The sequence below is a fragment of the Stenotrophomonas sp. genome (assembly GCF_036662295.1).
GTDB lineage: Bacteria > Pseudomonadota > Gammaproteobacteria > Xanthomonadales > Xanthomonadaceae > Stenotrophomonas.
Map to the genome: position 1 here is coordinate 1 of NZ_JAVWXA010000009.1, position 19,958 is coordinate 19,958.

19 protein-coding genes and 1 tRNA gene are annotated in these 19,958 nt (G+C 67.0%); 6 read left to right on the forward strand and 14 right to left on the reverse strand.

The window, feature by feature from the left end; genetic code table 11:
• Positions 1–163: 163 nt before the first annotated feature.
• Positions 164–436 carry a hypothetical protein gene (locus RSA25_RS03135; RefSeq protein ID WP_332807460.1) on the reverse strand — a complete coding sequence of 91 codons (273 nt, stop codon included), beginning with the start codon at positions 434–436 and terminating at the stop codon, positions 164–166.
• Positions 437–459: 23 nt separating this feature from the next.
• On the reverse strand, positions 460–1,857 hold the full coding sequence (gene hisS / locus RSA25_RS03140; protein WP_332807461.1) for a histidine--tRNA ligase: 1,398 nt from the start codon (positions 1,855–1,857) through the stop codon (positions 460–462).
• A gap of 132 nt (positions 1,858–1,989) precedes the next feature.
• Between hisS and RSA25_RS03145 the strand changes: the two genes are divergently transcribed.
• A complete protein-coding gene (locus RSA25_RS03145) occupies positions 1,990–2,745 on the forward strand; it encodes a helix-turn-helix domain-containing protein (RefSeq protein WP_332807462.1) in 756 nt (251 codons plus the stop codon).
• 42 nt (positions 2,746–2,787) lie between these two features.
• On the opposite strand, the gene thrC is transcribed toward RSA25_RS03145, so the two are convergent.
• From thrC to RSA25_RS03170, 5 genes are all read right to left on the reverse strand, one after another.
• Positions 2,788–4,083 carry a threonine synthase gene (thrC, locus tag RSA25_RS03150; RefSeq protein ID WP_332807463.1) on the reverse strand — a complete coding sequence of 432 codons (1,296 nt, stop codon included), beginning with the start codon at positions 4,081–4,083 and terminating at the stop codon, positions 2,788–2,790.
• Positions 4,084–4,115: 32 nt separating this feature from the next.
• Entirely contained in the window at positions 4,116–5,048 is a 933-nt protein-coding gene (locus RSA25_RS03155) for a homoserine kinase (protein ID WP_332807464.1), read from the reverse strand.
• Positions 5,045–7,561 (reverse strand): bifunctional aspartate kinase/homoserine dehydrogenase I, encoded by a 2,517-nt coding sequence (gene thrA, locus RSA25_RS03160; protein ID WP_332807465.1) that lies wholly within the window; start codon positions 7,559–7,561, stop codon positions 5,045–5,047. The genes RSA25_RS03155 and thrA overlap by 4 nt, the downstream gene beginning before the upstream one ends.
• Positions 7,562–7,929: 368 nt before the next feature.
• A complete protein-coding gene (locus tag RSA25_RS03165; RefSeq protein ID WP_332807466.1) occupies positions 7,930–8,877 on the reverse strand; it encodes a DMT family transporter in 948 nt (315 codons plus the stop codon).
• A 72-nt stretch (positions 8,878–8,949) separates the two neighbouring features.
• Complete coding sequence (locus RSA25_RS03170; protein WP_332807467.1) at positions 8,950–9,672, reverse strand: AraC family transcriptional regulator; 723 nt, start codon at positions 9,670–9,672, stop codon at positions 8,950–8,952.
• Between the two features lie 162 nt (positions 9,673–9,834).
• Between RSA25_RS03170 and RSA25_RS03175 the strand changes: the two genes are divergently transcribed.
• On the forward strand, positions 9,835–10,329 hold the full coding sequence (locus RSA25_RS03175) for a GNAT family N-acetyltransferase (protein ID WP_332807468.1): 495 nt from the start codon (positions 9,835–9,837) through the stop codon (positions 10,327–10,329).
• Here the strand turns inward: RSA25_RS03175 and RSA25_RS03180 are convergent, their stop codons facing one another.
• Both RSA25_RS03180 and RSA25_RS03185 read right to left on the reverse strand, forming a co-directional pair.
• Positions 10,330–10,608 carry a hypothetical protein gene (locus RSA25_RS03180; RefSeq protein ID WP_332807469.1) on the reverse strand — a complete coding sequence of 93 codons (279 nt, stop codon included), beginning with the start codon at positions 10,606–10,608 and terminating at the stop codon, positions 10,330–10,332.
• A 173-nt stretch (positions 10,609–10,781) separates the two neighbouring features.
• Positions 10,782–11,231 (reverse strand): PA2169 family four-helix-bundle protein, encoded by a 450-nt coding sequence (locus RSA25_RS03185; protein WP_332807470.1) that lies wholly within the window; start codon positions 11,229–11,231, stop codon positions 10,782–10,784.
• A 741-nt stretch (positions 11,232–11,972) separates the two neighbouring features.
• Here RSA25_RS03185 and RSA25_RS03190 point away from each other — a divergent pair.
• Both RSA25_RS03190 and RSA25_RS03195 read left to right on the forward strand, forming a co-directional pair.
• Positions 11,973–12,254, forward strand: coding sequence for a hypothetical protein (locus RSA25_RS03190; protein ID WP_332807471.1), 282 nt, complete (start codon positions 11,973–11,975; stop codon positions 12,252–12,254).
• Between the two features lie 115 nt (positions 12,255–12,369).
• Positions 12,370–13,035, forward strand: coding sequence for an AprI/Inh family metalloprotease inhibitor (locus tag RSA25_RS03195; RefSeq protein WP_332807472.1), 666 nt, complete (start codon positions 12,370–12,372; stop codon positions 13,033–13,035).
• Between the two features lie 33 nt (positions 13,036–13,068).
• Here RSA25_RS03195 and RSA25_RS03200 read toward each other — a convergent pair whose 3' ends face one another.
• Both RSA25_RS03200 and RSA25_RS03205 read right to left on the reverse strand, forming a co-directional pair.
• Positions 13,069–13,515, reverse strand: a complete 447-nt coding sequence (locus RSA25_RS03200) for a BLUF domain-containing protein (protein WP_332807473.1) — start codon at positions 13,513–13,515, stop codon at positions 13,069–13,071.
• A 74-nt stretch (positions 13,516–13,589) separates the two neighbouring features.
• Positions 13,590–14,822, reverse strand: a complete 1,233-nt coding sequence (locus RSA25_RS03205) for an OmpA family protein (protein ID WP_332807474.1) — start codon at positions 14,820–14,822, stop codon at positions 13,590–13,592.
• Between the two features lie 483 nt (positions 14,823–15,305).
• On the opposite strand from RSA25_RS03205, the gene RSA25_RS03210 reads away from it, so the two are divergent.
• Positions 15,306–15,833 carry a hypothetical protein gene (locus RSA25_RS03210; protein WP_332807475.1) on the forward strand — a complete coding sequence of 176 codons (528 nt, stop codon included), beginning with the start codon at positions 15,306–15,308 and terminating at the stop codon, positions 15,831–15,833.
• Between the two features lie 647 nt (positions 15,834–16,480).
• Positions 16,481–17,035, forward strand: a complete 555-nt coding sequence (locus tag RSA25_RS03215; protein ID WP_332807476.1) for a tyrosine-type recombinase/integrase — start codon at positions 16,481–16,483, stop codon at positions 17,033–17,035.
• A 90-nt stretch (positions 17,036–17,125) separates the two neighbouring features.
• Here RSA25_RS03215 and RSA25_RS03220 read toward each other — a convergent pair whose 3' ends face one another.
• The 3 genes from RSA25_RS03220 to kdsA form a co-directional block, all read right to left on the reverse strand.
• Complete coding sequence (locus RSA25_RS03220) at positions 17,126–18,595, reverse strand: ATP-binding protein (protein ID WP_332807477.1); 1,470 nt, start codon at positions 18,593–18,595, stop codon at positions 17,126–17,128.
• Between the two features lie 176 nt (positions 18,596–18,771).
• Positions 18,772–18,848: transfer RNA gene (locus RSA25_RS03225), tRNA-Arg, on the reverse strand.
• A 122-nt stretch (positions 18,849–18,970) separates the two neighbouring features.
• Positions 18,971–19,816, reverse strand: a complete 846-nt coding sequence (gene kdsA / locus RSA25_RS03230) for a 3-deoxy-8-phosphooctulonate synthase (RefSeq protein ID WP_332807478.1) — start codon at positions 19,814–19,816, stop codon at positions 18,971–18,973.
• Positions 19,817–19,958: the final 142 nt, after the last annotated feature.

Here is a 19,958-nt window from a genome sequence, read left to right on the forward strand (position 1 = left end):
CGCGCGTGCTTCAGCAAAGCCTTTACCCCGCAGATGGGCGAAGAACCAAAAAAAACGCCTCGATTCCCACAGGAACCAAGGCGTTCTTCTTCAATCAACCGCATCACCAACGCAGCAAGCCCGGGACCACACCACACCCACGAGGCAGCGAAGGCCATCGACCTCAGCCGTCCTTGCAATGCACCTCCGCGCGCAGGGCACCCCGGCGCAGGCATTCCCCGAACAGACTGCCCTGCCGGCTCGGCAACGGCGCCAGCGCATCCAGCGGCCCCGCCCCGTGCGGACACAGCCTGCCCGCCAGCGCGCGCAGATCGTCCTCCAGCATCGCCTCGTCCACCACGCGACAGCGATCCACCGTCAACCGGTAATGGCCCGCCCCCACCCGCGTGCTCTGCAGCGACGGGTCGCTCTGGCAGGCCGCCAGCAGGAGCGCCATCAGCGCCCCCGCCGCCGCCCGCTTCACGACATGACCCTGGCCTGCTCCAACTCCACCTGCAGCGCGCTTGCCAGCTCCTCGCGGGCCACCTCGAACTGCTGCTCGCGCAGCAGGTCCTTCACCGCCACCACCCCGCGCGCCAGCTCGTCTTCACCGGCCAGCACCACGAAACGGATCCCTGCCTTGGCCGCGTACTGGAACTGCTTGCCGATCTTCTTCGGCTCCATCTGCACTTCGGCATTGATGCCACCGGCGCGCAGCCGGCGGGCGATGTCCAGCGACTGCGGCAGGCTCGCGTCATCCATCAACGCCACCAGCGCGTGCACGCTGCTGTCCTCGATCCCCGCGATCAACCCCGCTTCACGCAGCTGCCAGAACAACCGCGTCAACCCGATCGAAATGCCCACGCCCGGCAGCCGCGACTTGCTGTAGTGGCTGGCCAGGTCTTCATAGCGGCCGCCCGAGCAGATCGAGCCGATCTGCGGGTGGTCGGTCAGCGTGGTCTCATACACCGTGCCGGTGTAGTAATCCAGGCCACGGGCGATGGAGAAGTTCAGGCAGTACGCCGTGTCCGGCACGCCCAGCGCCTTCACCAGTTCCAGCACCTCGCGCAGCTCGGCCACGCCCACCTTCAACGTCTCGCTCGCGGCCGGATCGGCCAGCAGGGCGTCCAGCTGCGCCAGCGCGTCGGCATGGCTGCTCGAGCGCACCGCCACGAAGGCCAGGATCCGCTCGACCTGCTCGGCGGGGATGTTGAAGCCCTCGCCCACCAGCGTCTCGCGCACGTAATCCGGGCCGCGCTTGTCCAGCTTGTCCACTTCGCGCAGCACTGCCAGCTGGCGCTCGCCATCGGCAACGCCCAGGCCTTCGAAGAAACCGCGCAGCAGCTTGCGGTTGTTCAACTGCACCGAGAAATCGCCGATCCGCAGCTCGGCGAACACCGCATGGATCACCGCCAGCACTTCGGCGTCGTAGCGCGTGCTCAGGCTGTCCTTGCCGATCACATCGATGTCGCACTGGTAGAACTCGCGGAAGCGGCCACGCTGGGCGCGCTCGCCGCGGTACACGCGCTGCATCTGGTAACGGCGGAACGGGAAGGTCAGGTCGTGCTCGTGTTCGGCCACGTAACGCGCCAGCGGCACCGTCAGGTCGAAACGCAGGGCCAGCTCGGGCAGGGCCTTGTCGCCCGCTTCGGCCGCATTGGCCAGCGCGCCGGTGGACTGCACGAAATACACCTGGCGCTCGGTTTCACCGCCGGACTTGGTGAGCAGCACGTCGGACAGCTCGAACACCGGCGTCTCCACCGGCAGGAACCCGAACCGCTCGTAATTGCGGCGGATGACGTCCAGCATGCGCTGGAACGCGATCTGCTCGCGCGGCAGCAATTCCATGATGCCGGGCGGCGTACGGGGCTTGATCACTTGCGGGACTCCTGCGAATCGGGGGGATGAGCTAGCGGCATATTCTAGCCGCAGCCGGGCCCTGCCACCGCCACGGTCCGGGCCAACGGCCGCATGCCGTATCATGAGCGTGCCCCGTTCCACTGGTTCGACATGACCCGGCCCCACTCCGGCACCGCCCTTTCCGCTGTTGAAGACCCGTCCAGCCCGGGGTGTTCGCCGCTGCGCGACTGCCTGCACTGCTCGGTGCGCCACCTGGCGGTGTGTTCGGCGCTGTCCCCGGACGAAGTGCAGGCCCTGGAACGGGTCACGGTGTCCCTGCCGTTGCCGCTGGGCGCCACCCTGGCCCGCGCCGGCGAGGCGCGCCAACATGTCTATACCTTGACCAGCGGCGCCTTGCGGCTGGTCCGCACCCTGGCCGATGGCCGCCGCCAGATCAGCGGCTTCGTGCTGCCCGGCGACTACCTGGGCCTGACCGGCAGCGACCATCACCGCTACGACATCGAAGCCATCGCCGACAGCCGCGTCTGCCGCGTGGCGTTGCCGCAGATGAAAGACCTGCGCGCGCGCTACCCGCACCTGGAACGCAAGCTGCTGCAGCGCGCCTGCCAGGCACTGGATGCCGCCCAGGATGCGGCCCTGTCGCTGGCGCGGCTGCAGCCGGCCGAGAAGCTGGCCGATTTCCTGCTGCGGCTGGCGGCACGCGAGGCGATGCTCGGCGCCGACGGGCTGCGCGTGACCCTGCCGATGGGCCGTGGCGACATCGCCGACCACCTTGGCCTGACCATGGAAACGGTGAGCCGCACGTTCACCAAGCTGCGCCAGCAGGGCCTGATCGCCCTGCCCCACCTGAACACCGTCGAGATCCTCGACGAAGCCGGCCTGCAGCAGCTGGCCGGCGATCCCTAGCCCGCCCACCCGGCGCGCCCGCGGCGTCATCACCGCACCGCGTTACCGCGCCTGCAGCAGCGCCTCGCGCAACGCCGCATAGTCCGGCGCACACGGCTCGGCATGGGCCGGGCGCTGCAGCAGATCGGCCAGCGCCGGTGGCACCGGCAATGCCTGGCCGATCAAGGGCTCCACCACCGATTCGAACTTGGCCGGATGCGCGGTGGCCGCCACCGCCCAATGCCCCTGCGCGCCCTCGGCCCGCAGCTGCTCCAGCAGTGCCACCGCCGTGGCGGTATGCGGGCAGAACACCTCGCCCGCCTGCGCCCAGCGCCGCGCGATCAACGCGCGGATGGCCGCATCGTCCACCGCCTCCACCCGCAAGTCGGCGCGCAGCGCCGCATCATCCCCGGCATATAGCCAGCGCAGGCGTTCGAAGTTGCTCGGTGCGCCCACGTCCATCGCGTTGGCCAGGGTGGCCACGCTGGTGGCCGGCTGGTAGGGCGCGCCGTGGAAGAAGCGCGGCAGCACGTCGTTGGCGTTGGTCGCCAGCGCGATGCGCCCCAGCGGCAGCCCCATCGCCCGCGCCAGCAGCGCGGCCATCGCATTGCCCAGGTTGCCGGTGGGCACCACCAGGTTGAGCACCTGCCCGGTGGCCGCATGGTGGGTCAGCGCGGCGTGCGCGTAGTAGCTCATCTGCGGCAGCCAGCGCCCCAGGCTGATGCTGTTGGCCGAACTCAGCGGCACCTGCGCCTGCAATGCGCGGTCGCCCAGCGCCTGCTTGACCATCGCCTGGCAATCGTCGAACGAACCGGCCACCCGCAGCGCGTGGATGTTGTCGCCGAAGCAGCCCAGCTGGTGGGCCTGGCGCGGCGACACCCGGCCATCGGGATACAGCACCACCACGCGGATGCCCGGCTGGCGATGGAACGCGGCCGCCACGGCGGCGCCGGTGTCACCGGAGGTGGCCACCACGATGGTCAGCTCACGCGCCTGCCCCTGCTGCAGCCGGGCCAGGCTGGCGGCCAGGAAGCGCGCACCGAAATCCTTGAACGCGGCCGTGGGGCCGTGGAACAGCTCCAGCACGTGGTCGCCAGGCGTGGCCAGTGCGCGCAGCGGCGCAGGGAAATCGAAGGCCTGCGCGCACAAGGACGACAACGCCGGGTGCAGCGCATCGCCCTGGAAAAACGGGGCCAGCACCGCGGCGGCATCGGCGGCCAGGGAACCCTGGGGCTGCCACGTCTGCGGCTGCGGGCGCTGCGCGGGCACATACAGGCCGCCATCGGGGGCCAGCCCGGCCGCGATGGCCTGGCTCAGCGTGGCCGGGGGGGCGGCATGACGGGTGGAAACGAAATTCATCTCAAGGCCTGCGGAAAGGGAAGGAAAGGCGCTCACAGCAGCTGCGCGCCGGGGGCATTCAACGGCGACACCCACGCCTGGCTGGGCAAGCCCACCTCGGCGAAGGCACCCTGCACCGCGGCCTGCGCGGCGAGCGCCTGCTCGCGCTGCTCGAACCAGGCAAACACGCTGGGCCCGGCCCCGGAAATGCTGGCGCCCATCGCACCGGCGGCCAGTGCCGCATCGCGGGCGCCGGCAAATCCCGCGATCAGGCTAGCGCGGCGTGGTTCCACCAGCACATCGCGCAGACCCGCGCGCACCAGCGCGGCATCGGCGTTGAAGCAGCCGCACAGCACCAGCGCCAGGTGCGCGCTTTGCTGCACGAACTCGCCCAGCACGTAGTCGCCCTGCAGCGCGGCGCGCGCGCGGCGGGTTTCCAGCACCGCGTCCGGATGCACCAGCAGGCTGTGCCAGGCCGCCGGCACCGGGATCGGCACGAGCCGGTCGGCGGTACTCAGCACCAGCCCGCCCAGCAGCATCGGGCCGAGGTTGTCGCCATGCCGGCCACCGCTGGCCACCGCTTCGCCGGTCAGGGCGAAGGGATACAGCGCGGCACGCGGCAAGGGCGTGTCCAGCAGCGCATTGGCGGCCACCAGCGCGGCCACGCAGGACGCCGCCGAGCCGCCCATGCCCGAGCCCAGCGCGATGCCCTTGTCGATCTCCACCTCGAAGCCGAACGGCAGCGCCAGCGCGTCGCGCAGGGCGATCAATGCCGCCCCGGCGGTGTTGTCCGGGGCCGCCAGCGGCAGCGCGAAGGTCGTGCCGCGGATGGCGCTGATGCGCACTTCCGGCGCCTCGATGCGGCGCACGCTCACCGTATCGCCCACCCCGGCGATCGCGTGCCCGAGGATGTCAAAGCCCACCGCTGCATTGCCCACCGAGGCCGGCGAGAACGCGCGGGCCACCTGCCCTGCACGTGCGCTCACAGGCGCGCTCCTTCGCCCACGGCCACGCGCAGCACGTCGGCAAACACGCCGGCAGCGGTCACTTCCGGGCCGGCCCCGGGGCCCTGCACCACCAGCGGGTTGTCGCAATAGCGCCGCGTGGTGAACTGCACCACGTTGTCGGTCAGGCGCAGGTTGGCGAAGGCGTGACTGGCCGGCAGCTCCACCAGCCCCACCTGCGCCCCGTCGGCGGACAGGCGCGCCACATAACGCAGCACCGCGCCGCGTCCACGTGCCTGCGCCAGCCGCTCGGCCAGTGCGGCATCGACCGCGTCCAGGCCATCCATGAACGCCTCCACGCTGGCCTGCCGCAGCGCATCGGGCACCAGGCTTTCCACCTGCACCTGGTCCAGGCTCAACGCGCGCCCGGCCTCGCGCGCCAGGATCACCAGCTTGCGCGCCACATCCACGCCGGAGAGGTCATCGCGCGGGTCCGGCTCGGTATAGCCCATGCCGCGCGCCTGCGCGACCAGCGCCGAGAACGGCACCTGCCCGTCGTATTTGTTGAACAGCCACGCCAGCGTGCCCGAGAAGATGCCGTCGATGGCCAGCACGTCGTCGCCGGTATCCACCAGGTCGCGCAGGGTGGTGATCACCGGCAGGCCCGCGCCCACCGTGGCCTCGTAGCGGAAGCGCGCGCCGCTGGCGGCGGCGGCCGCGCCGATGGCGTGGTAGCGCTGCAGCGGGCCGGCGCCGGCCTGCTTGTTGGGGGTGACCACGTGGATGCCGGCCGCCAGCCAGTCGGCATAGCGATCGGCCACCTCGGCACTGCCGCTGCAATCGATGATCAAGGCGTGCGGCAGGTGCGCCGACAGCAGGTGCTCGGTGAACGCGTCCAGGTCGGTGGGGCGCGACTGCGCCGCCAACGCGGCGCGCCAGTCGCCCTGTGCGCCGCGCAGTTCCAGCAGCATGCGGCTGCGCGAGGCCACCGCACGCAGCCGCAGGTCCACGTTGGCACGTTCCAGCAGGTGCGGTTGCGCGGCCTGCAACTGGTCCAGCAGCGCCGCGCCCACGTTGCCCGGCCCGATCACTCCCACCGAGAACGTCTGCGGCGACAGCCAGAAGCCGGCGTGCGCCGCGCGCAGCGCCTTGGTCGCCTGGCCGCTGTCCACCGCCACGGAGATGTTGCGCTCGGACGAGCCCTGGGCGATGGCCAGGATGTTGACCTGCGCCCGTCCCAGCGATTCGAACAGGCGCGCGGCCACGCCGGGCTGCCCGGCCATGCCATCGCCCACCGCGGCCAGCACGCTCACGTTGTCGGTAAGCTGCACGCGCTGCACCTGGCCCAGGCTGAGTTCATGGGCGAAGGCCTGGCGCAACGCATCGCGCGCGCGCAGTGCCTCGGCCTGGCGGACCACGCAGCAGATCGAATGCTCCGAGGAGCCCTGCGAGATCATCACCACCGACACGTGCGCGGTGCGCAGGGCGGCAAACACCCGCTCGGCCGTGCCCGGCACGCCGATCAGGCCGGTGCCTTCCAGGTTCAGCAGGGCCAGGTCCGGGCTCAGCGTCAGCCCCTTGATCGGGCCGGAGGCGGTGCGCTCGGCGGTGATCCGCGTGCCCGGGTGGTCGGGGCGGAAGGTGTTGCGGATGATGATTGGCAGGCCGCGCTCGATCGCCGGCGACATGGTCTGCGGGTGCACCACCTTGGCACCGAAATAGGCCAGCTCGCAGGCCTCGTCGTAACTCAACGCTTCCAACTGCACCGCCTCGGGCACCACGCGCGGGTCGGCCGACAGCACACCATCCACATCGGTCCAGATGTGCAGTTCGTCGGCGTTGAACAGCGCGGCGAAGATCGCCCCGGAATAGTCGCTGCCGTTGCGGCCCAGCGTGGTGACCCGATCGCGCCGGTCGCGGGCGACGAAGCCGGTGGCCACCACCCGCGCGCCGGGATGGGCCTGGCGCCAGCCGGCCAGGCGCTGCGCGCTCTGCACCCAGTCCACGTCCACGCCCAGTTCGCCGCGATCGACCACCAGCACCTCGCGCGCATCCAGCACGGCGCAGTCTTCGCCCAGGCTCTGCAGGTAGTGGCCCAGCAGGTGCGCCGAGTAGACCTCGCCCAGGCCCTGCACGCGGTCCAGCACCTCCACCGGCAGCTCGCCGATCACCGCCAGCGCGCCCAGCACTTCGGCCAGGTGGTCGAAGCGCGCATCCAGCCACTCCACGGTGGGGCCGGCGTGCTCGGCCAGCAGGGCCACGGCCGCGCCGCGATGGCGCGCGCGCAGTGCATGCCAGTCCTCGCGCCACTGCGACCCGCCTTCGGCGGCGCGCGTGGCCAGGGTGATCAACGCATCGGTGACGCCCTTCATCGCCGAGACCACGGTGACCTGCACGGCCTCGTCGCGGGCGCGCAGCAGGCCGGCCACGTGGCGGTAGCGCTCGGCATCGGCCACCGAGGTGCCACCGAACTTGTGCACGACCGTGGACGTGGCGGCCCGCAGGTGCGGGGCGGCGGCATCAGCAACAGCAGGAGAGACAGCGACGGAAGACATGTAGACCTCGATGAGAGGCCCCGCGTCGGGTCAGGTTGAAGGCGCTCCCCCGCAACCTGTTCCGGGTGCGGGGCCGTTGTTTTCGGAAATTACGCGAAGACGACGGGCCGCACCGGGCGAGTGGTGACGGTGGTAATGGTGGTGCTACCGATGGCCCGGCGCGGCATGGCCCGGCCAACCGCAGGCGCGGTGCTGGCAAACGGGGCGGTGGCGGCGAGGAAGACCATGGGTCAAGAAAACTACGCCGCCGGGGGCCTTGTCAAGTGTTGCAGTGCAACCTGGCACCCGCCGCGATCGGCCGGCAACGTCGGCAAAAAAGTTGCGATTGACACCATCCAGCGCCGGCGGGCGCCGCCGGCCGCCGGGCTTCAGCCCACGTGTTCGGCCACCGCGCGCGGCGGTCGGTGCGCATGGGCGCACATCACCACGCCCGAGACCAGGCAGGCGATCGCCACTGCCTCGGTCGCGCTCGGCCAGCGCTGTTGCCAGGCAAACCCGTACAGCAGCGCGAACAGCGTTTCGAACACGATCATCTGCCCGGTCAGGGTCAACGGCAGGTTGCGGCTGGCGCGATTCCAGCAGGCGTTGCCCAGCACCGAGGCCACCACCGCCACGCCGGCGCAGATCAACCAGAAGCCGCCCCACTGCGCGCCGTCATGCGCGGTGGTGGAGAACACGAACGCGCTGGGCACCAGCAGCAGCGCCAGGCCGCCGGTGGCCACGCCGGTGAGCAAGGACCAGTCGTGCCCGGACAGGTCCGGCCGGCGCGCCAGCCAGCGGCTGTTGCCGATCGAGTACAGCGCCCAGGACAGCAACGCCCCGACCGCGCACAGCAGGCCCAGCAAGCGCCGCCCGGTGGAGCCGGACGCATGCTCGGCCTGCAGCGCTTCATACCCCACCAGCCCCACGCCGAGCAGGCACAGCAGCAGCGCCGGTGCCAGCCGCCGCAACGGCACGGCGCCCTTCTCCCGCACGCCGAACAGGGTCACCACCACCGGGATCAGCCCGACGATCAACGACGCCGCCGCGCCGCCGGCCCACTGCACCGCATTGGCCAGCAACACGAAATACACCAGGTTGCCGGCCAGGCTCAGCCACAGCAGCCCACGCCACTCCGCCATCCCGATCCGGGTGCGCAGCTCGCGCCAGCGCGGGGCCAGCAGCACCACCGCGATCAGACCGTAAACCAGGTAACGGCCCGCCGAGAGCTGCACCGCGCTGAACCGGCTCAACATTGCCGGGGCCAGGAACACCACGCCCCACAGCGCGCCGGCCGCCACGCCGTTGGCCAGGCCAACTCCCATCGATCGATTCATCAGTGTGCGCAGGCTGCGGTCTGGAAAGGCCTGTCAGTGTAGGCAGGCGCGCGCGGCCGTTCTTGACCCAGGCTACTGCCGGTAGCGGCGGCGGTAGTCGGCCGGGGTCATCCCCCACTCGCGGCGCAGCGCCCGGGTCAGTGCACTCTGCTCGGAGTACCCGGCATGCAGGGCGATGCTGGCGATGGGCAGGTCGCCGCTGGCCAGGTGGCCGCGGGCCCAGCGCAACCGGCAGGCGCTGAGCCAGGCCAATGGGCTCATGCCGAAGGCCTGGCGGAACAACGCATGCACGCGGCTGCCGCTGACCCCCACCGCCATCGCGATCCGCTCCACCGGCCAGGGCTGGCCGGGTTCCTGTTCGATGCGCGCACATACCGCCTGCAGCCGGGTGGCACTGCCGGCCAGCGAAAACGCCGCCAGCAACGCGGGCAGTTCGCGCGCCACCACGCTGGCCTCGATCTGGGCCGGGCGATGCGCGCCCACCCGCTGCGCCATCGCCCGCACCTGGGCGGGCAGCGCCAGCACCGGCTGCCGGTCCAGCCGCTGCAGCGTGTCATCGTCCAGCAGGCCGGCCGGGCAATCCACGATCAGGAAGCGGTCGGCCTCCAGCGCGCATTGCGCGTGCCCGACCGAGGGCGCCACGAACGCGCCCTGATACAGGTCCAACCGCGCGCCGCGCCCTTCCAGCTCGAACGCCAGTTCGCCCTGCACCGGCACCACCCATTGCGCGAACGCATGCCGATCCACGCTGGAATCACGCTGGAAACCACGCAGATTGAAGGCAGCGCACGACATGGGACGGGGCGATCCGGCAGGGACGCGGTCGAGTCTGCGCGCGGCGAAGGCGTGACGCAATGCGGGAATCGCTCCGATGGCCGCTGTTATAGTCGGGGCGTCCTGTCCGCATGGGATGCTCGCTGTGACGCCTCTTCTTTTCCTGCTGCAGCCGCGCACCGGATGCGCGCACCGCCCATGAGCATCGAGCCGATCCTGCTCAGCCAGAACCCGGCCCTACTGCCGGTTGTCGCCATGTGGTATTTCACCCAATGGGGCCGCCACGTGCCCGGGCGCAGCCACGATGACGAATGCCAGCGGCTGGAAGTGTTCCTGCACGACGGTGCGCTGCCGCTGCTGCTGATCGCGCTGGACAACGGCGAACCGGTCGCGGCCGCGCAGCTGAAATTCCATGAGCGTACCGAGCATCCCGAGCGCGAGCACTGGCTGGGCGGGGTCTATGTCTGCCCGTCGCATCGCGGCCGGGGCTTGGCCGCACGCCTGATCGAGGAGCTGATGGCGCGGGCGGCGGCACTGGGCGTGCGCGATGTGTACCTGCAGACCGAGGCGGATGACGGCGGCCTGTATCGCCGGCTGGGCTGGACGCCGCTGGAGTCGGTCACGCATGCCGGCGGCTCCCCGGTGCGTATCCTGTGGCGGCGCCTGGCGCCGCGATGATCAGCGCGTGCGCAGCGGCTGCGCGGCCGGCCGGTCGGCCAGCGAACCGAGGGTGAAGGTGTAGCCGGCTTCTTCAAGCAGCTTGCGCATGCGCAGTTCCGCGCGCTTGGGATAGGCCAGCGACAGCGGTGCATGCAGCGCGTACGAGGTGGACTTGCCCGGGACCGTATCGCGGGTCACCGACGACTGGTTCGTTTCGCAGGCGTTGGACCACAGGTCGGACAGCACCTTCGGACCGATGGATTGATTATTGCCAAGACGAAGCGTCAGCCAACGCATGTGTTCCATAGCAGATTCCACGAGCCCTTTCGATCGAGTATGCACCAATTCCCCGCCCCCCGTACGCGGGCGTCCGGATGCCCCACGGCAACAGCCCCGGCATGGCCGGGGCTGTCTGGCGACGTGCGTCGCGCGTTCATGCAGGCACCGGCGTGGGGCCGGGCCGGGGGCCGTTACGGCTTCATCGCATGCTTGCGATCGCGCATCACCGCATGGCATTCCTGCACCTGCGGCAGCAGGCGCTGCACTTCGGCGCGTGCGGCCGGCGGCGTATCGGCGTCGGTCAGGGTGTCCTTGAAGGCCTTCAGCAGGCGATCTTCGGATTCTTCCAGCTCGGCCACGTAGCCGTACTGGGTGTCACCCAGGGTGGCGCGCACCTTGCCGTAGAACTGCTGCATCGAGCCGACCATCGTGCCGTGCTCGGCCGGCTTGCCACCGGCGGCCAGCACGCTGGCGCTGAGCGAACGCACCAGCTCATCCTTCACCCCGGCGATGCGGGTGAACAGGGCGGAGAGTTCGGCGTCCTTCACCTTGCCGGCCGCTTCGGTGTAGAAGTCCTTGCCGTCGCGGGCGATTTCGATCAGGTCGTTCAAGGTGTGCGCGGTCTTGGTTTCGGTAGTCACTGAGATCTGCTCCTGTATTTCTTGGGCTTGCCCGTGCTTGGGTGGAGCCACTTTTCCGTATCGCCAATGAAGTCGGCGTGACATGCAAACCGCATGGTTCAGCGACGTGTGCATGCTGGAAAACAGATGTCTGCATGGTGTGTGCAACGCATGCGTTTGGCCTCACGGCGTGCATGCAGGGCCGTGCACGCATTGCCCACAACCCCACGCAGGCACGATGACCAATCACCGGTATTGCAGGGGTTTACGTGTGCGCGCCCTGCTCACGCGCACGCGCCCAACCAACATGCACAACGCGCTTGAACATTCAAGCTCAACGCGGCAACGCCACGCCTTCTCATGCCGACGGCGGCCGCGGTGTCGGCGCCGGCGGATCTTCCACCGGTGGCGCGGGCGGCGGCGGGTCGTGGGCCGGCGGCACATCGTCCGGCGGCTCCTGCGCGGGCGGTGCGGAGGGGGCCGGCACTTCAACCGGGGCCGGCGCCGGCATTGGGGTTTGGTCGGGCGTGGGCACCTGTGCGGTGGGGGTGGTCATCGCATTCATCGGCAAACCTTTGGTGGGGATGTCACCGCAGCGTGGCGCGCCCGGTGTAAACAGCGGGCGAGGAGCGCGTGCATCGCCGGCGCACGCCCCCTGGAAATCGGGGCGTGATCGTCACGCGGCCACCCGACCCGCTTCGCTGCTACAGCTTTCGCCCTGCCCGGCCGATATCCTGTCAACGGCGATCAATGGCGAGACCGATGACCTGCACCGGCATTTTCGAACTGATTGAAGTCAACGGGCTGGCCGAGACGGGGCACGCGCACGCCGGGGCGGTCACCTCGGTTGCGGTGGCCTGCGTGGCCTGCAAACGGCATTTCACCGCCACGGCGGACGGCGGGCTGCAGGCGATCCCCGGCGGCGTGGCCATTACCTGCCCCGGCTGCCAGGCCCGCCAGGCCATCAGCAATGCCCGCTTCGACGCGTTGCGGCCGGCACCCGGTGCGCTCGACGGCAGCGCCGTGGCGGCTGCCGTCAACTGAGGATCCGCGCGGGCGCGCTTTCTCGGGGAACTCACGCCGGCTGTGATCCGCTGGCTTGCCTCCGGGCGTGTTGCGAGCCCGCATCGAGGCTGTCGCCTTCCTCGAGGATTCCCTGATGGCCATCGCCCCCTCGCGCCTGCTGTGCCTGTGCTGCCTCACCCTGCCCGTGGCTATCGCCCACGCCCAGGACGCGTCGTTCGGCATCGACGAACAAACCACCCGCAGCGAGCAGACCAGCTCCACGACCACCACCTCCACCACCCAGAGCATGGGTGACCCGCAGCAGCAGGGCAACAGCAGCACCGACCAGAACGGCGATAAGGCCTTCGGCAACCTGGGTGCGATCAACCAGCAGACCGACACCAGCGGCAGCCGCCACACCGAGACGCGCACCGAACGCAAAGGCGCCTCGGTGGATCTGGACCTTGGCGGGGACGACGACTGGGGCCACGACCACGACCATGGCGATCGCTTCGGCGACCGCAATGACAGCGATGCCGACATCGCCGGCCACTGGACGCTGGGCATGGAAAGCGGCAACACCTGCACCATCGAGCTGAAGGACAGCGAGTGGTTCGGCGGCCACGGTGCCTACGTGCCGGCCGGGTGCCCCGACGGCTTCTTTTCGGCCAACCGCTGGGTCATGTCGGGCCGGCAACTGCTCATTACCGACACCAACAACACCGTCATCGGCCGGTTCAAACCCGCCGGCGGCGGGCGCTGGTCGGGCCGGCGCGAGTCGGATGGGGCGCGCCTGTATCTCAACCCGGCCGGGCGCTGAGCGGGCCGGGGTGCGCCGTGCCGATGGCCGAGCTCAGCGCGGCGGCGGCGGATCCTGTTGCCAGAAGGCCGACAGCAGCGCCAGGCCTTCGTTGACCTCGCCCTGGTCCAGCAGATGCGGATGGGCGCGCTCGGTCCAGCGTGCGCGCTCCAGCCGCTGGATCATCGAGGCCTGCGCGTGGCGACAGGCCATCGACCAGTTCCAGAAATGGCGCTCGGGCACCGGCCCGTTGACCAGCATCTCGATGCCGGCATGGCTGCGCGCCGCTTCGATGCGGGCGAGCACCGCCTGCAGCCCCGCTTCCGGACCTTCGATGTACTGCAGGAAACGGAACCCGTCATACAGCAGTGCGCCGGTCACATCGTGGGCGCGGTTGGTGATCGAGGCATCCACCAGGATGCGTTCCAGATCGGCGTTGGTCAGGCCGCCGACGGCGCGGCTGGTGTAGGCAAGGGCGTGTATTGCGGAAGATTGCGTCATCTGTAAAAGGCTACAGGGTGAGCGCTCGATTCCCCACCCCGTGCCTGAATGCTTCATGCGCGCCACGCATCGCGTCAGGAATGGACGAATATCTCCACGCGTCGGTTCAACTGCCGGCCACCGGGGTTGTCGTGCCCATCGATCTGGTTGGGCGCGACCGGCGCCGATTCGCCATAGCCCTTCCCCACCGCCTGCTGCGCCGTGTCGCGCGCCTGCAGCGCCGCGATCACCGACGCCGCACGCTGTTCGGACAACCGTTGATTGTAGGCGTCCTCGCCCTTGGCATCGGTGTGGCCACGCACTTCCATGCGACCGGCACCCACTTCCACCAACGCCTCGGCCAGCGTGTCCAGCACCTGCGCCGCGTCGGGCCGGATGTTGGACTTGTCGAAGTCGAACAGCACCCGGTCGTTCAGCGTGATCACATAGCCACACGGCATGCCGGGCGGCGCAAACTTCTTCAACGGTGGGAACCGGCCCGCCGGCGGCACGCGCGGCATCGGCGGCATTTTCACAGTCCGCGCCGGCGGCCCGATGGTGCCGGTGCCATCGCCGTGGTTGGTGATCAAGCCGGCCTCGCCGTTCCACGTGCCCGAGCCGTCGGCATTGATCCGCACCAGGCCCATCGGCCCGTTCCACGTGCCGCTGCCATCACCGTTGTTGGTGATCAGCCCACCGTCGCCATTCCAGGTGCCGGCGCCCTTGCCATCCAAGGTGATCAGGCCGGCCGGGCCGTTGTAGGTGCCCGCGCCATCGGCCTGCACGCGGATGATGGCAGCGGCGTCGTCATCGCTGCCGTCGCCGCCGGCACCGCCGTTGATGGTGCCGCTGCCATCGGCATTGACGCGGATCAGCCCGCCCTCGAAATTGGCCGTGCCACTGCCATCGGGCTGGATCACGAAGATGCCGTCTTCGCCATTGCGCAGCAGCGTGCCGCGTTCATCCACCCGGGTAACGCCGCCACCGGCCAGCAATGCGCCGCTGGCGTCGCAGCGCGCCGGCGACACGCTGATGCCTTCCACCGGGCGCAGGATCGATCGCATGGACGATTCCAGCGCGCGTTGGGCCGGGCTGACGCCCAGAATGTCCGGCACCACGATGCTGGGAATGGCCGGCATCGGCGGCACGGCGCTGTCGCTGTCATCGGTGCCGTCGGCGGGCGCGTCGGGGCTGGCGGCATCGGCGGTGGCCGGTCCCTGGATGCGGGAGGCGCGCTTGTCCTCCCCGGTGCCAGGCGAGCAACCGGCCAGGGCGATGAGGAGCAGCGGAGCGAGGCGATGGGCAAGACAGCGAGGCACTGAACGCATGGACGACATCGATCCCTGATGAATGGTCGCGGCGAGTGTAGCCAGCGGGTATCAGGGTGAGGTGAAGTCGAGGCGGCAGGCAGCCGTGCGCTTTATGGTGACCCCGGCCCGATTCGAACGGGCGACCTTCCCCTTAGGAGGGGGGCGAGCCACCTATATGGCGCGGTGCTTCCAGAGGCTATTGTGCCAATGCTGTCCCGATGATCGTCGGCTGGCGGCCCATCTGCTGCGAAGTGCAAGTCGTGAAGGGAGTAGCCGGCCCGCCGGGCAACCCCTATGAGCGAGGCTTGAAAATCCCGGTGTCGGTGGTTCGATTCCGTCCTCGACCACGACTAATTGAGGGCTCGCAGCAATGCGGGCCCTTTTTCTTTTTTGCAGTTGCACGGAATTTGAACGGACTCATTCCGCCATTGCCTTGCGAGACACGCCATAGGGTGCATGGGATACTGAAGAGTGATCGCTCCTATGGACCAGGGTGTAACCATGCTCGTTGCCGCCGCCTCCAGCTCGCCCGCATCCACCGCAGAGCCCATCGTCGCCGCTTGCGGCCTGATCGTCGCCGCGCTCGCTCTGGTTACGTCCTTTTACTTTGGATGGTTGCAGCGGAAGCACTTTCGGCTCAGTTCCAAGCCGATGCTCGATATTGAGGTGGGGTGCGTCGACACCGTGCTTGGCCTCAACAACGAGGGAGTTGGGCCCGCAACGCTGGAGAGGTTCATCGCCGCCATCGATGGCGAAGAGATCGACCTCCTCTCAGCTTCAGGCATCGACAAGTTTGTGAACAGGCTTCTCTCGGGAGCCACCACCTTTCCTGACATGCGCATGCGTGGGTTGCTCAAGGGCTCGGTGATAGCGGCAGGCGGAACCGCTCGAATGGTCTACTCAGAGGAACCTTTGCCGACTGATCATCGAGACCGCATCTTGCAGAACTTCCAAAGAGTCCGCCTTACCGCGGAATATCGGTGCATCTACGACTGCAAGTTCGAGGCCACTAGTGCGGGTTTCGGCTAGTCACGCCGGGGGCCGGCATCTACCATGTCAAGGTCGGGGAAGATCAACAGAAACAACGACTAAGGCGAACACCCGCGATCAGTGGCAATCTTGTGGAATCAGTGGTTTAGCGGACGCAGGGGTCGGTTTGGGGTCAACTGTTCCGGTTCAAGCGTAGCGCCTCGCGCAGCCGCTCTAGCGGCTGGATTTCCTCGCAAAGCCGGGCCTGGTGCTTGACCGCCCACAGCTCGGACCTGATCACCCGCTACTCGTAGCTGGTGCACGCCCGCTGCGCCCAACGTTCGTGATTTTACTGGCGTGGCGCAAAGGCGTACCTCGACTGGGCGGAAGGCGGGGAGCGCTTTCGCCGGTCCATTGGGCAGCCTGACGCCCGTAAGGCGAAGAGAATTCGTGCCGCGAAAGAAGCAGAGCTGACGCACGGGGTCCCGATGCTCGCGCGTCTGCCGAAGGTGCGCGACTACCTAGAGTGGTATCTGGATTGGAAGTTGTTCGGCCATCGGCCGATCGATAGCATCCGCGCTGTGGAGGTGGAAAAGTGCAAGCGCTCCAGGCTACTGGGCGACTAGGCAGCAAAGGAAACTGTGGGGAAGGAGATTCGACGGCTGAAGGTGGCGTTCAACCGCGGCGTCAAATAAAAGGAACTTGACGTGAACCCACTTGCCTCGCTTGAGGCGCCTCGCGGCGTACGGAGCGTGGCTGTCAAGTTCTACGACCGGGCGGCAATGCGCCGACTGTACCGCACGAACCCTGCCAGGGCGCCACTTTGGCTCTTTATGGCTCACACTGGACTGCGGCGCGGCGAGATCATCGGCCTCGAGAAAAGCTCGGTAGTGGCTGGGCGGCTGCTGGTGGAGAGCGACCCGGATGAAACCAGCGAAGGCCGGACGAAATCAGGAAGGTGGCGGGAGGTCCCGCTCAACCGCTGTGCCAAGTGGACCTTGAGCCATCTGCAAGACCCACTCGACATGCTGCACAAGGACACCCTGTCTGGTTGTTTCAAGAAGGGCTCCCGCCTTGCAGACGTGGGCGGTCACCTCCACCGTCTGAGGCACACGTTTTGCGCCCATATGGTAATTGCCGGCGTGCCTCTGCGCCGCGTCCAAGTCCTTTCAGGCCATGCCAACTATGCGACTACTGAGAAATACTACCCGCGCCTAATTCTAGACGGCGACGACGAGGCCGTGACTAAACTAAAATACTGAAGTGCTCTCTTGCGACAAGACGCATAGTGCCAGCAAAAATATCCGGTGTGGCCGGCTTCAATGGAAGCCAGCCGAATAAAAGGCGAGCCGTTACTCCTCCAAAAGATCCTCGGGCTCTACTTCTTCCGAATTCCAACGCGATCCACCAAGCAGATTGGCACCCAACGTATATGTGTACTCAGCAGCTGGAGCAAATCTAAATTTGCAGTTCTTATAAAGGACGGACCCACGCTGTGTGCGCGTAGTTACAAGCATCTCCTTAACAAATAGATTCTTGTTGTTCTCAATAAACTCGACACAGGCATTCAGTTCACCATTACTTGAGCAAGGTTTGTCCGTCCACTTCACCTCTACAGCCCAATGAGGCTTTTGGGTGCGGGTATCCAGAGAAACAATATCCACCTCACCTGTAGCCCATCGTGCGTAATATAAGTCAACCCTCACTGTATGCTGCCACTGTGAGAAAATTGCGGTTTCGACAATGTGACCGAAATGCTCATCATCCGGGCCGACGCGGCCGAAAAGGGCTGCTCGCATCGAAGGATTTGTCAAGTAGACTTTAAACGACATAGCTCGCTTAAATTTCCGCGCATTACAGTCGATGCGATCCACCCTGCGAATAAGGAACGCCGCTTCAAGATATTCGAGATATCTTCGAATTGTATTCTTTGCGACGCCCGATGATTTTGACAAACCCTCTAGGTTCACCTCATTACCAGTATTGTAAGCGAGCGTATTGAATAGCTTGTTCAACTCCTGGATATCACTGATGCCGTACAAACTTGGCAAGTCACGCAGAAGGACCTTATCGATGATATCGCTCTTGATATACTGCTCGGCGTCATCACGGATCTCCTCGACTATAACTGCCTCCGGGTAGCCGCCGTAGTTCAAATAGTTGACAAACTCTGCATTCAGCGCATCGATATTAGTCGCTTCATACGTCCACGTCGCACCACCCTCTCGCTCCCTTGCGTCAATGAGGCTTAAATCCTTGCCAACGAACGCCAAGTATTCTGCAAAAGTTAGTGGCGGCAAAATAAAATCAGTGAATCGCCCAGCACCCGACTCCTGACTCTTCATACGAAGCGCAGCAGCTGCAGATCCAGTCGCAACGAATCGATAGTCAGGAAACGAATCTACCAGCGACTTGAGATGAACTTCCCAGTCCTTAAGATACTGAACTTCGTCGAAAAATATATAGACCGTTTCTCGTCGCTCAATACCTTGATCTTCGAGGTACATCCGCAACATCGCTTCTAGCGACAATCCAGTGTAAATCGGCGTTTCGAGAGAGACGTAGAATATTTTCTGACCGGTCACACCAGACTTCAGCAGCTCCCCGATCGCTTGGTAGACCATAACGGTCTTCCCAACGCGACGCGGCCCCATAAGAACGACTGCTCGCTTGAGTCGTGTATTGCGGACTTTTGCAAGAAAGTCAGGGAAGTACCGGCGGCGAGGTGCGGAAAGGAAGGGCGTATCCGCGTCCTTGTCCCCCCACCAAGGGTTATCGAAGCGCATACGCGCCACAACATCGTGCCTGGCAATCTCGAACATGATGCCCACCAAGATCAATCAACTGATCTTACTGTAGCATCACAGACAAGATCAGTCATCTAATCTTGACGGCGTTAGCGTCCAAGTTTGCGTTGCGCCAAGTGTGCCGAATCGATCTATAAATACAGTCAAATAGAGCGAGCATGACCAGAATTTCCGCTCTAACCCTTTGATTTTGGTGACCCCGGCCCGATTCGAACGGGCGACCTTCCCCTTAGGAGGGGGACGCTCTATCCAGCTGAGCTACGGGGCCATATGCAGTGGAAGCATGCCGCTTCCACCAGCTGCACGGCGCGATGCGCGGTGCAGCCGTGAAGGATACCCACATTCAGCCACGGGACCAAGGCCGCCGGCGCCGGAGGTGGGCGGGCCGGCTCAGCGGATGTCCAGTTCCGGGAACCCCTTGACCAGCTCGTCCAGGGCCTTGATCTGCACCAGGAACGGCTCCAGCGCGGCCAGCGGCAACGCGCTGGGGCCATCGCAGCGGGCGTGGTCCGGGTCGCGATGGGCTTCCAGGAACAGGCCGGCCAGGCCGAGGGCCATGCCCGACCGCGCCAGCTCGGCCACCTGGCGGCGACGGCCACCGGAGGCATCGCTGCCGGCGTCGCGGCGCTGCAGGCTGTGGGTCACATCGAAGATCGCCGGCAGGCCGCCGGTGGATTCGATCATCTCGCGGAAGCCCAACATGTCCACGACCAGGTTGTCGTAGCCGAACTGGGCACCGCGCTCGCACAGGATGATGTTCTCGTTGCCCGCCTCGCGGATCTTGGACACGATGTGCTTGATCTGGGTGGGGCTGAGGAACTGCGGCTTCTTGATGTTGACCGCACGCCCGGTGCGGGCGATGGCCTCCACCAGGTCGGTCTGGCGCGCCAGGAAGGCCGGGATCTGCAGCACGTCCACCACCTCGGCCACCGGGGCGGCCTGGGCCACTTCGTGCACGTCGGTGATCACCGGCACGCCGAACCGGCGCTTGACCTCCTCGAAGATGCGCAGGCCGTCGTCCAGGCCGACGCCACGGAAGGACTTGATCGAGGACCGGTTGGCCTTGTCGAAGGACGCCTTGAACACATACGGGATGCCGAGCTTGGCGGTGACGGTGGTGAAGTGTTCGGCCGCATGCAGGGTCGAATCCAGGTCCTCCAGCACATTCAGGCCACCAAACAACACGAACGGCAGGCGATTGCCGACGACCACACCTTCTGCAACGGTAACGTTCATTCAGATTCCCGGGGGCGAACAATGGACGCCATTCTACCGGGTCGCGCGGCCCAGGCCGCCAGGCATCGGCGGGCGCTACCGGCTAGAATGGGCGTTCTGCATGCCGCCCCCCACCCTGCCAGCGGCTGCGCCCTTTTTCGAT

Excerpts from the sequence above, each read along its gene's own strand:
- RSA25_RS03195 (WP_332807472.1), top strand. The coding sequence starts at position 12,370 with ATGGCCATCGCCCCCTCGCGCCTGCTGTGCCTGTGCTGCCTCACCCTG.
- kdsA (WP_332807478.1), bottom strand. The coding sequence starts at position 19,816 with ATGAACGTTACCGTTGCAGAAGGTGTGGTCGTCGGCAATCGCCTGCCG.
- thrA (WP_332807465.1), bottom strand. The coding sequence starts at position 7,561 with ATGTCTTCCGTCGCTGTCTCTCCTGCTGTTGCTGATGCCGCCGCCCCG.
- RSA25_RS03190 (WP_332807471.1), top strand. The coding sequence starts at position 11,973 with ATGACCTGCACCGGCATTTTCGAACTGATTGAAGTCAACGGGCTGGCC.
- RSA25_RS03165 (WP_332807466.1), bottom strand. The coding sequence starts at position 8,877 with ATGAATCGATCGATGGGAGTTGGCCTGGCCAACGGCGTGGCGGCCGGC.
- RSA25_RS03220 (WP_332807477.1), bottom strand. The coding sequence starts at position 18,595 with ATGTTCGAGATTGCCAGGCACGATGTTGTGGCGCGTATGCGCTTCGAT.
- RSA25_RS03200 (WP_332807473.1), bottom strand. The coding sequence starts at position 13,515 with ATGACGCAATCTTCCGCAATACACGCCCTTGCCTACACCAGCCGCGCC.
- RSA25_RS03180 (WP_332807469.1), bottom strand. The coding sequence starts at position 10,608 with ATGCGTTGGCTGACGCTTCGTCTTGGCAATAATCAATCCATCGGTCCG.
- RSA25_RS03135 (WP_332807460.1), bottom strand. The coding sequence starts at position 436 with ATGGCGCTCCTGCTGGCGGCCTGCCAGAGCGACCCGTCGCTGCAGAGC.
- RSA25_RS03210 (WP_332807475.1), top strand. The coding sequence starts at position 15,306 with ATGCTCGTTGCCGCCGCCTCCAGCTCGCCCGCATCCACCGCAGAGCCC.
- RSA25_RS03145 (WP_332807462.1), top strand. The coding sequence starts at position 1,990 with ATGACCCGGCCCCACTCCGGCACCGCCCTTTCCGCTGTTGAAGACCCG.
- RSA25_RS03175 (WP_332807468.1), top strand. The coding sequence starts at position 9,835 with ATGCGCGCACCGCCCATGAGCATCGAGCCGATCCTGCTCAGCCAGAAC.
- thrC (WP_332807463.1), bottom strand. The coding sequence starts at position 4,083 with ATGAATTTCGTTTCCACCCGTCATGCCGCCCCCCCGGCCACGCTGAGC.
- RSA25_RS03170 (WP_332807467.1), bottom strand. The coding sequence starts at position 9,672 with ATGTCGTGCGCTGCCTTCAATCTGCGTGGTTTCCAGCGTGATTCCAGC.
- RSA25_RS03205 (WP_332807474.1), bottom strand. The coding sequence starts at position 14,822 with ATGCGTTCAGTGCCTCGCTGTCTTGCCCATCGCCTCGCTCCGCTGCTC.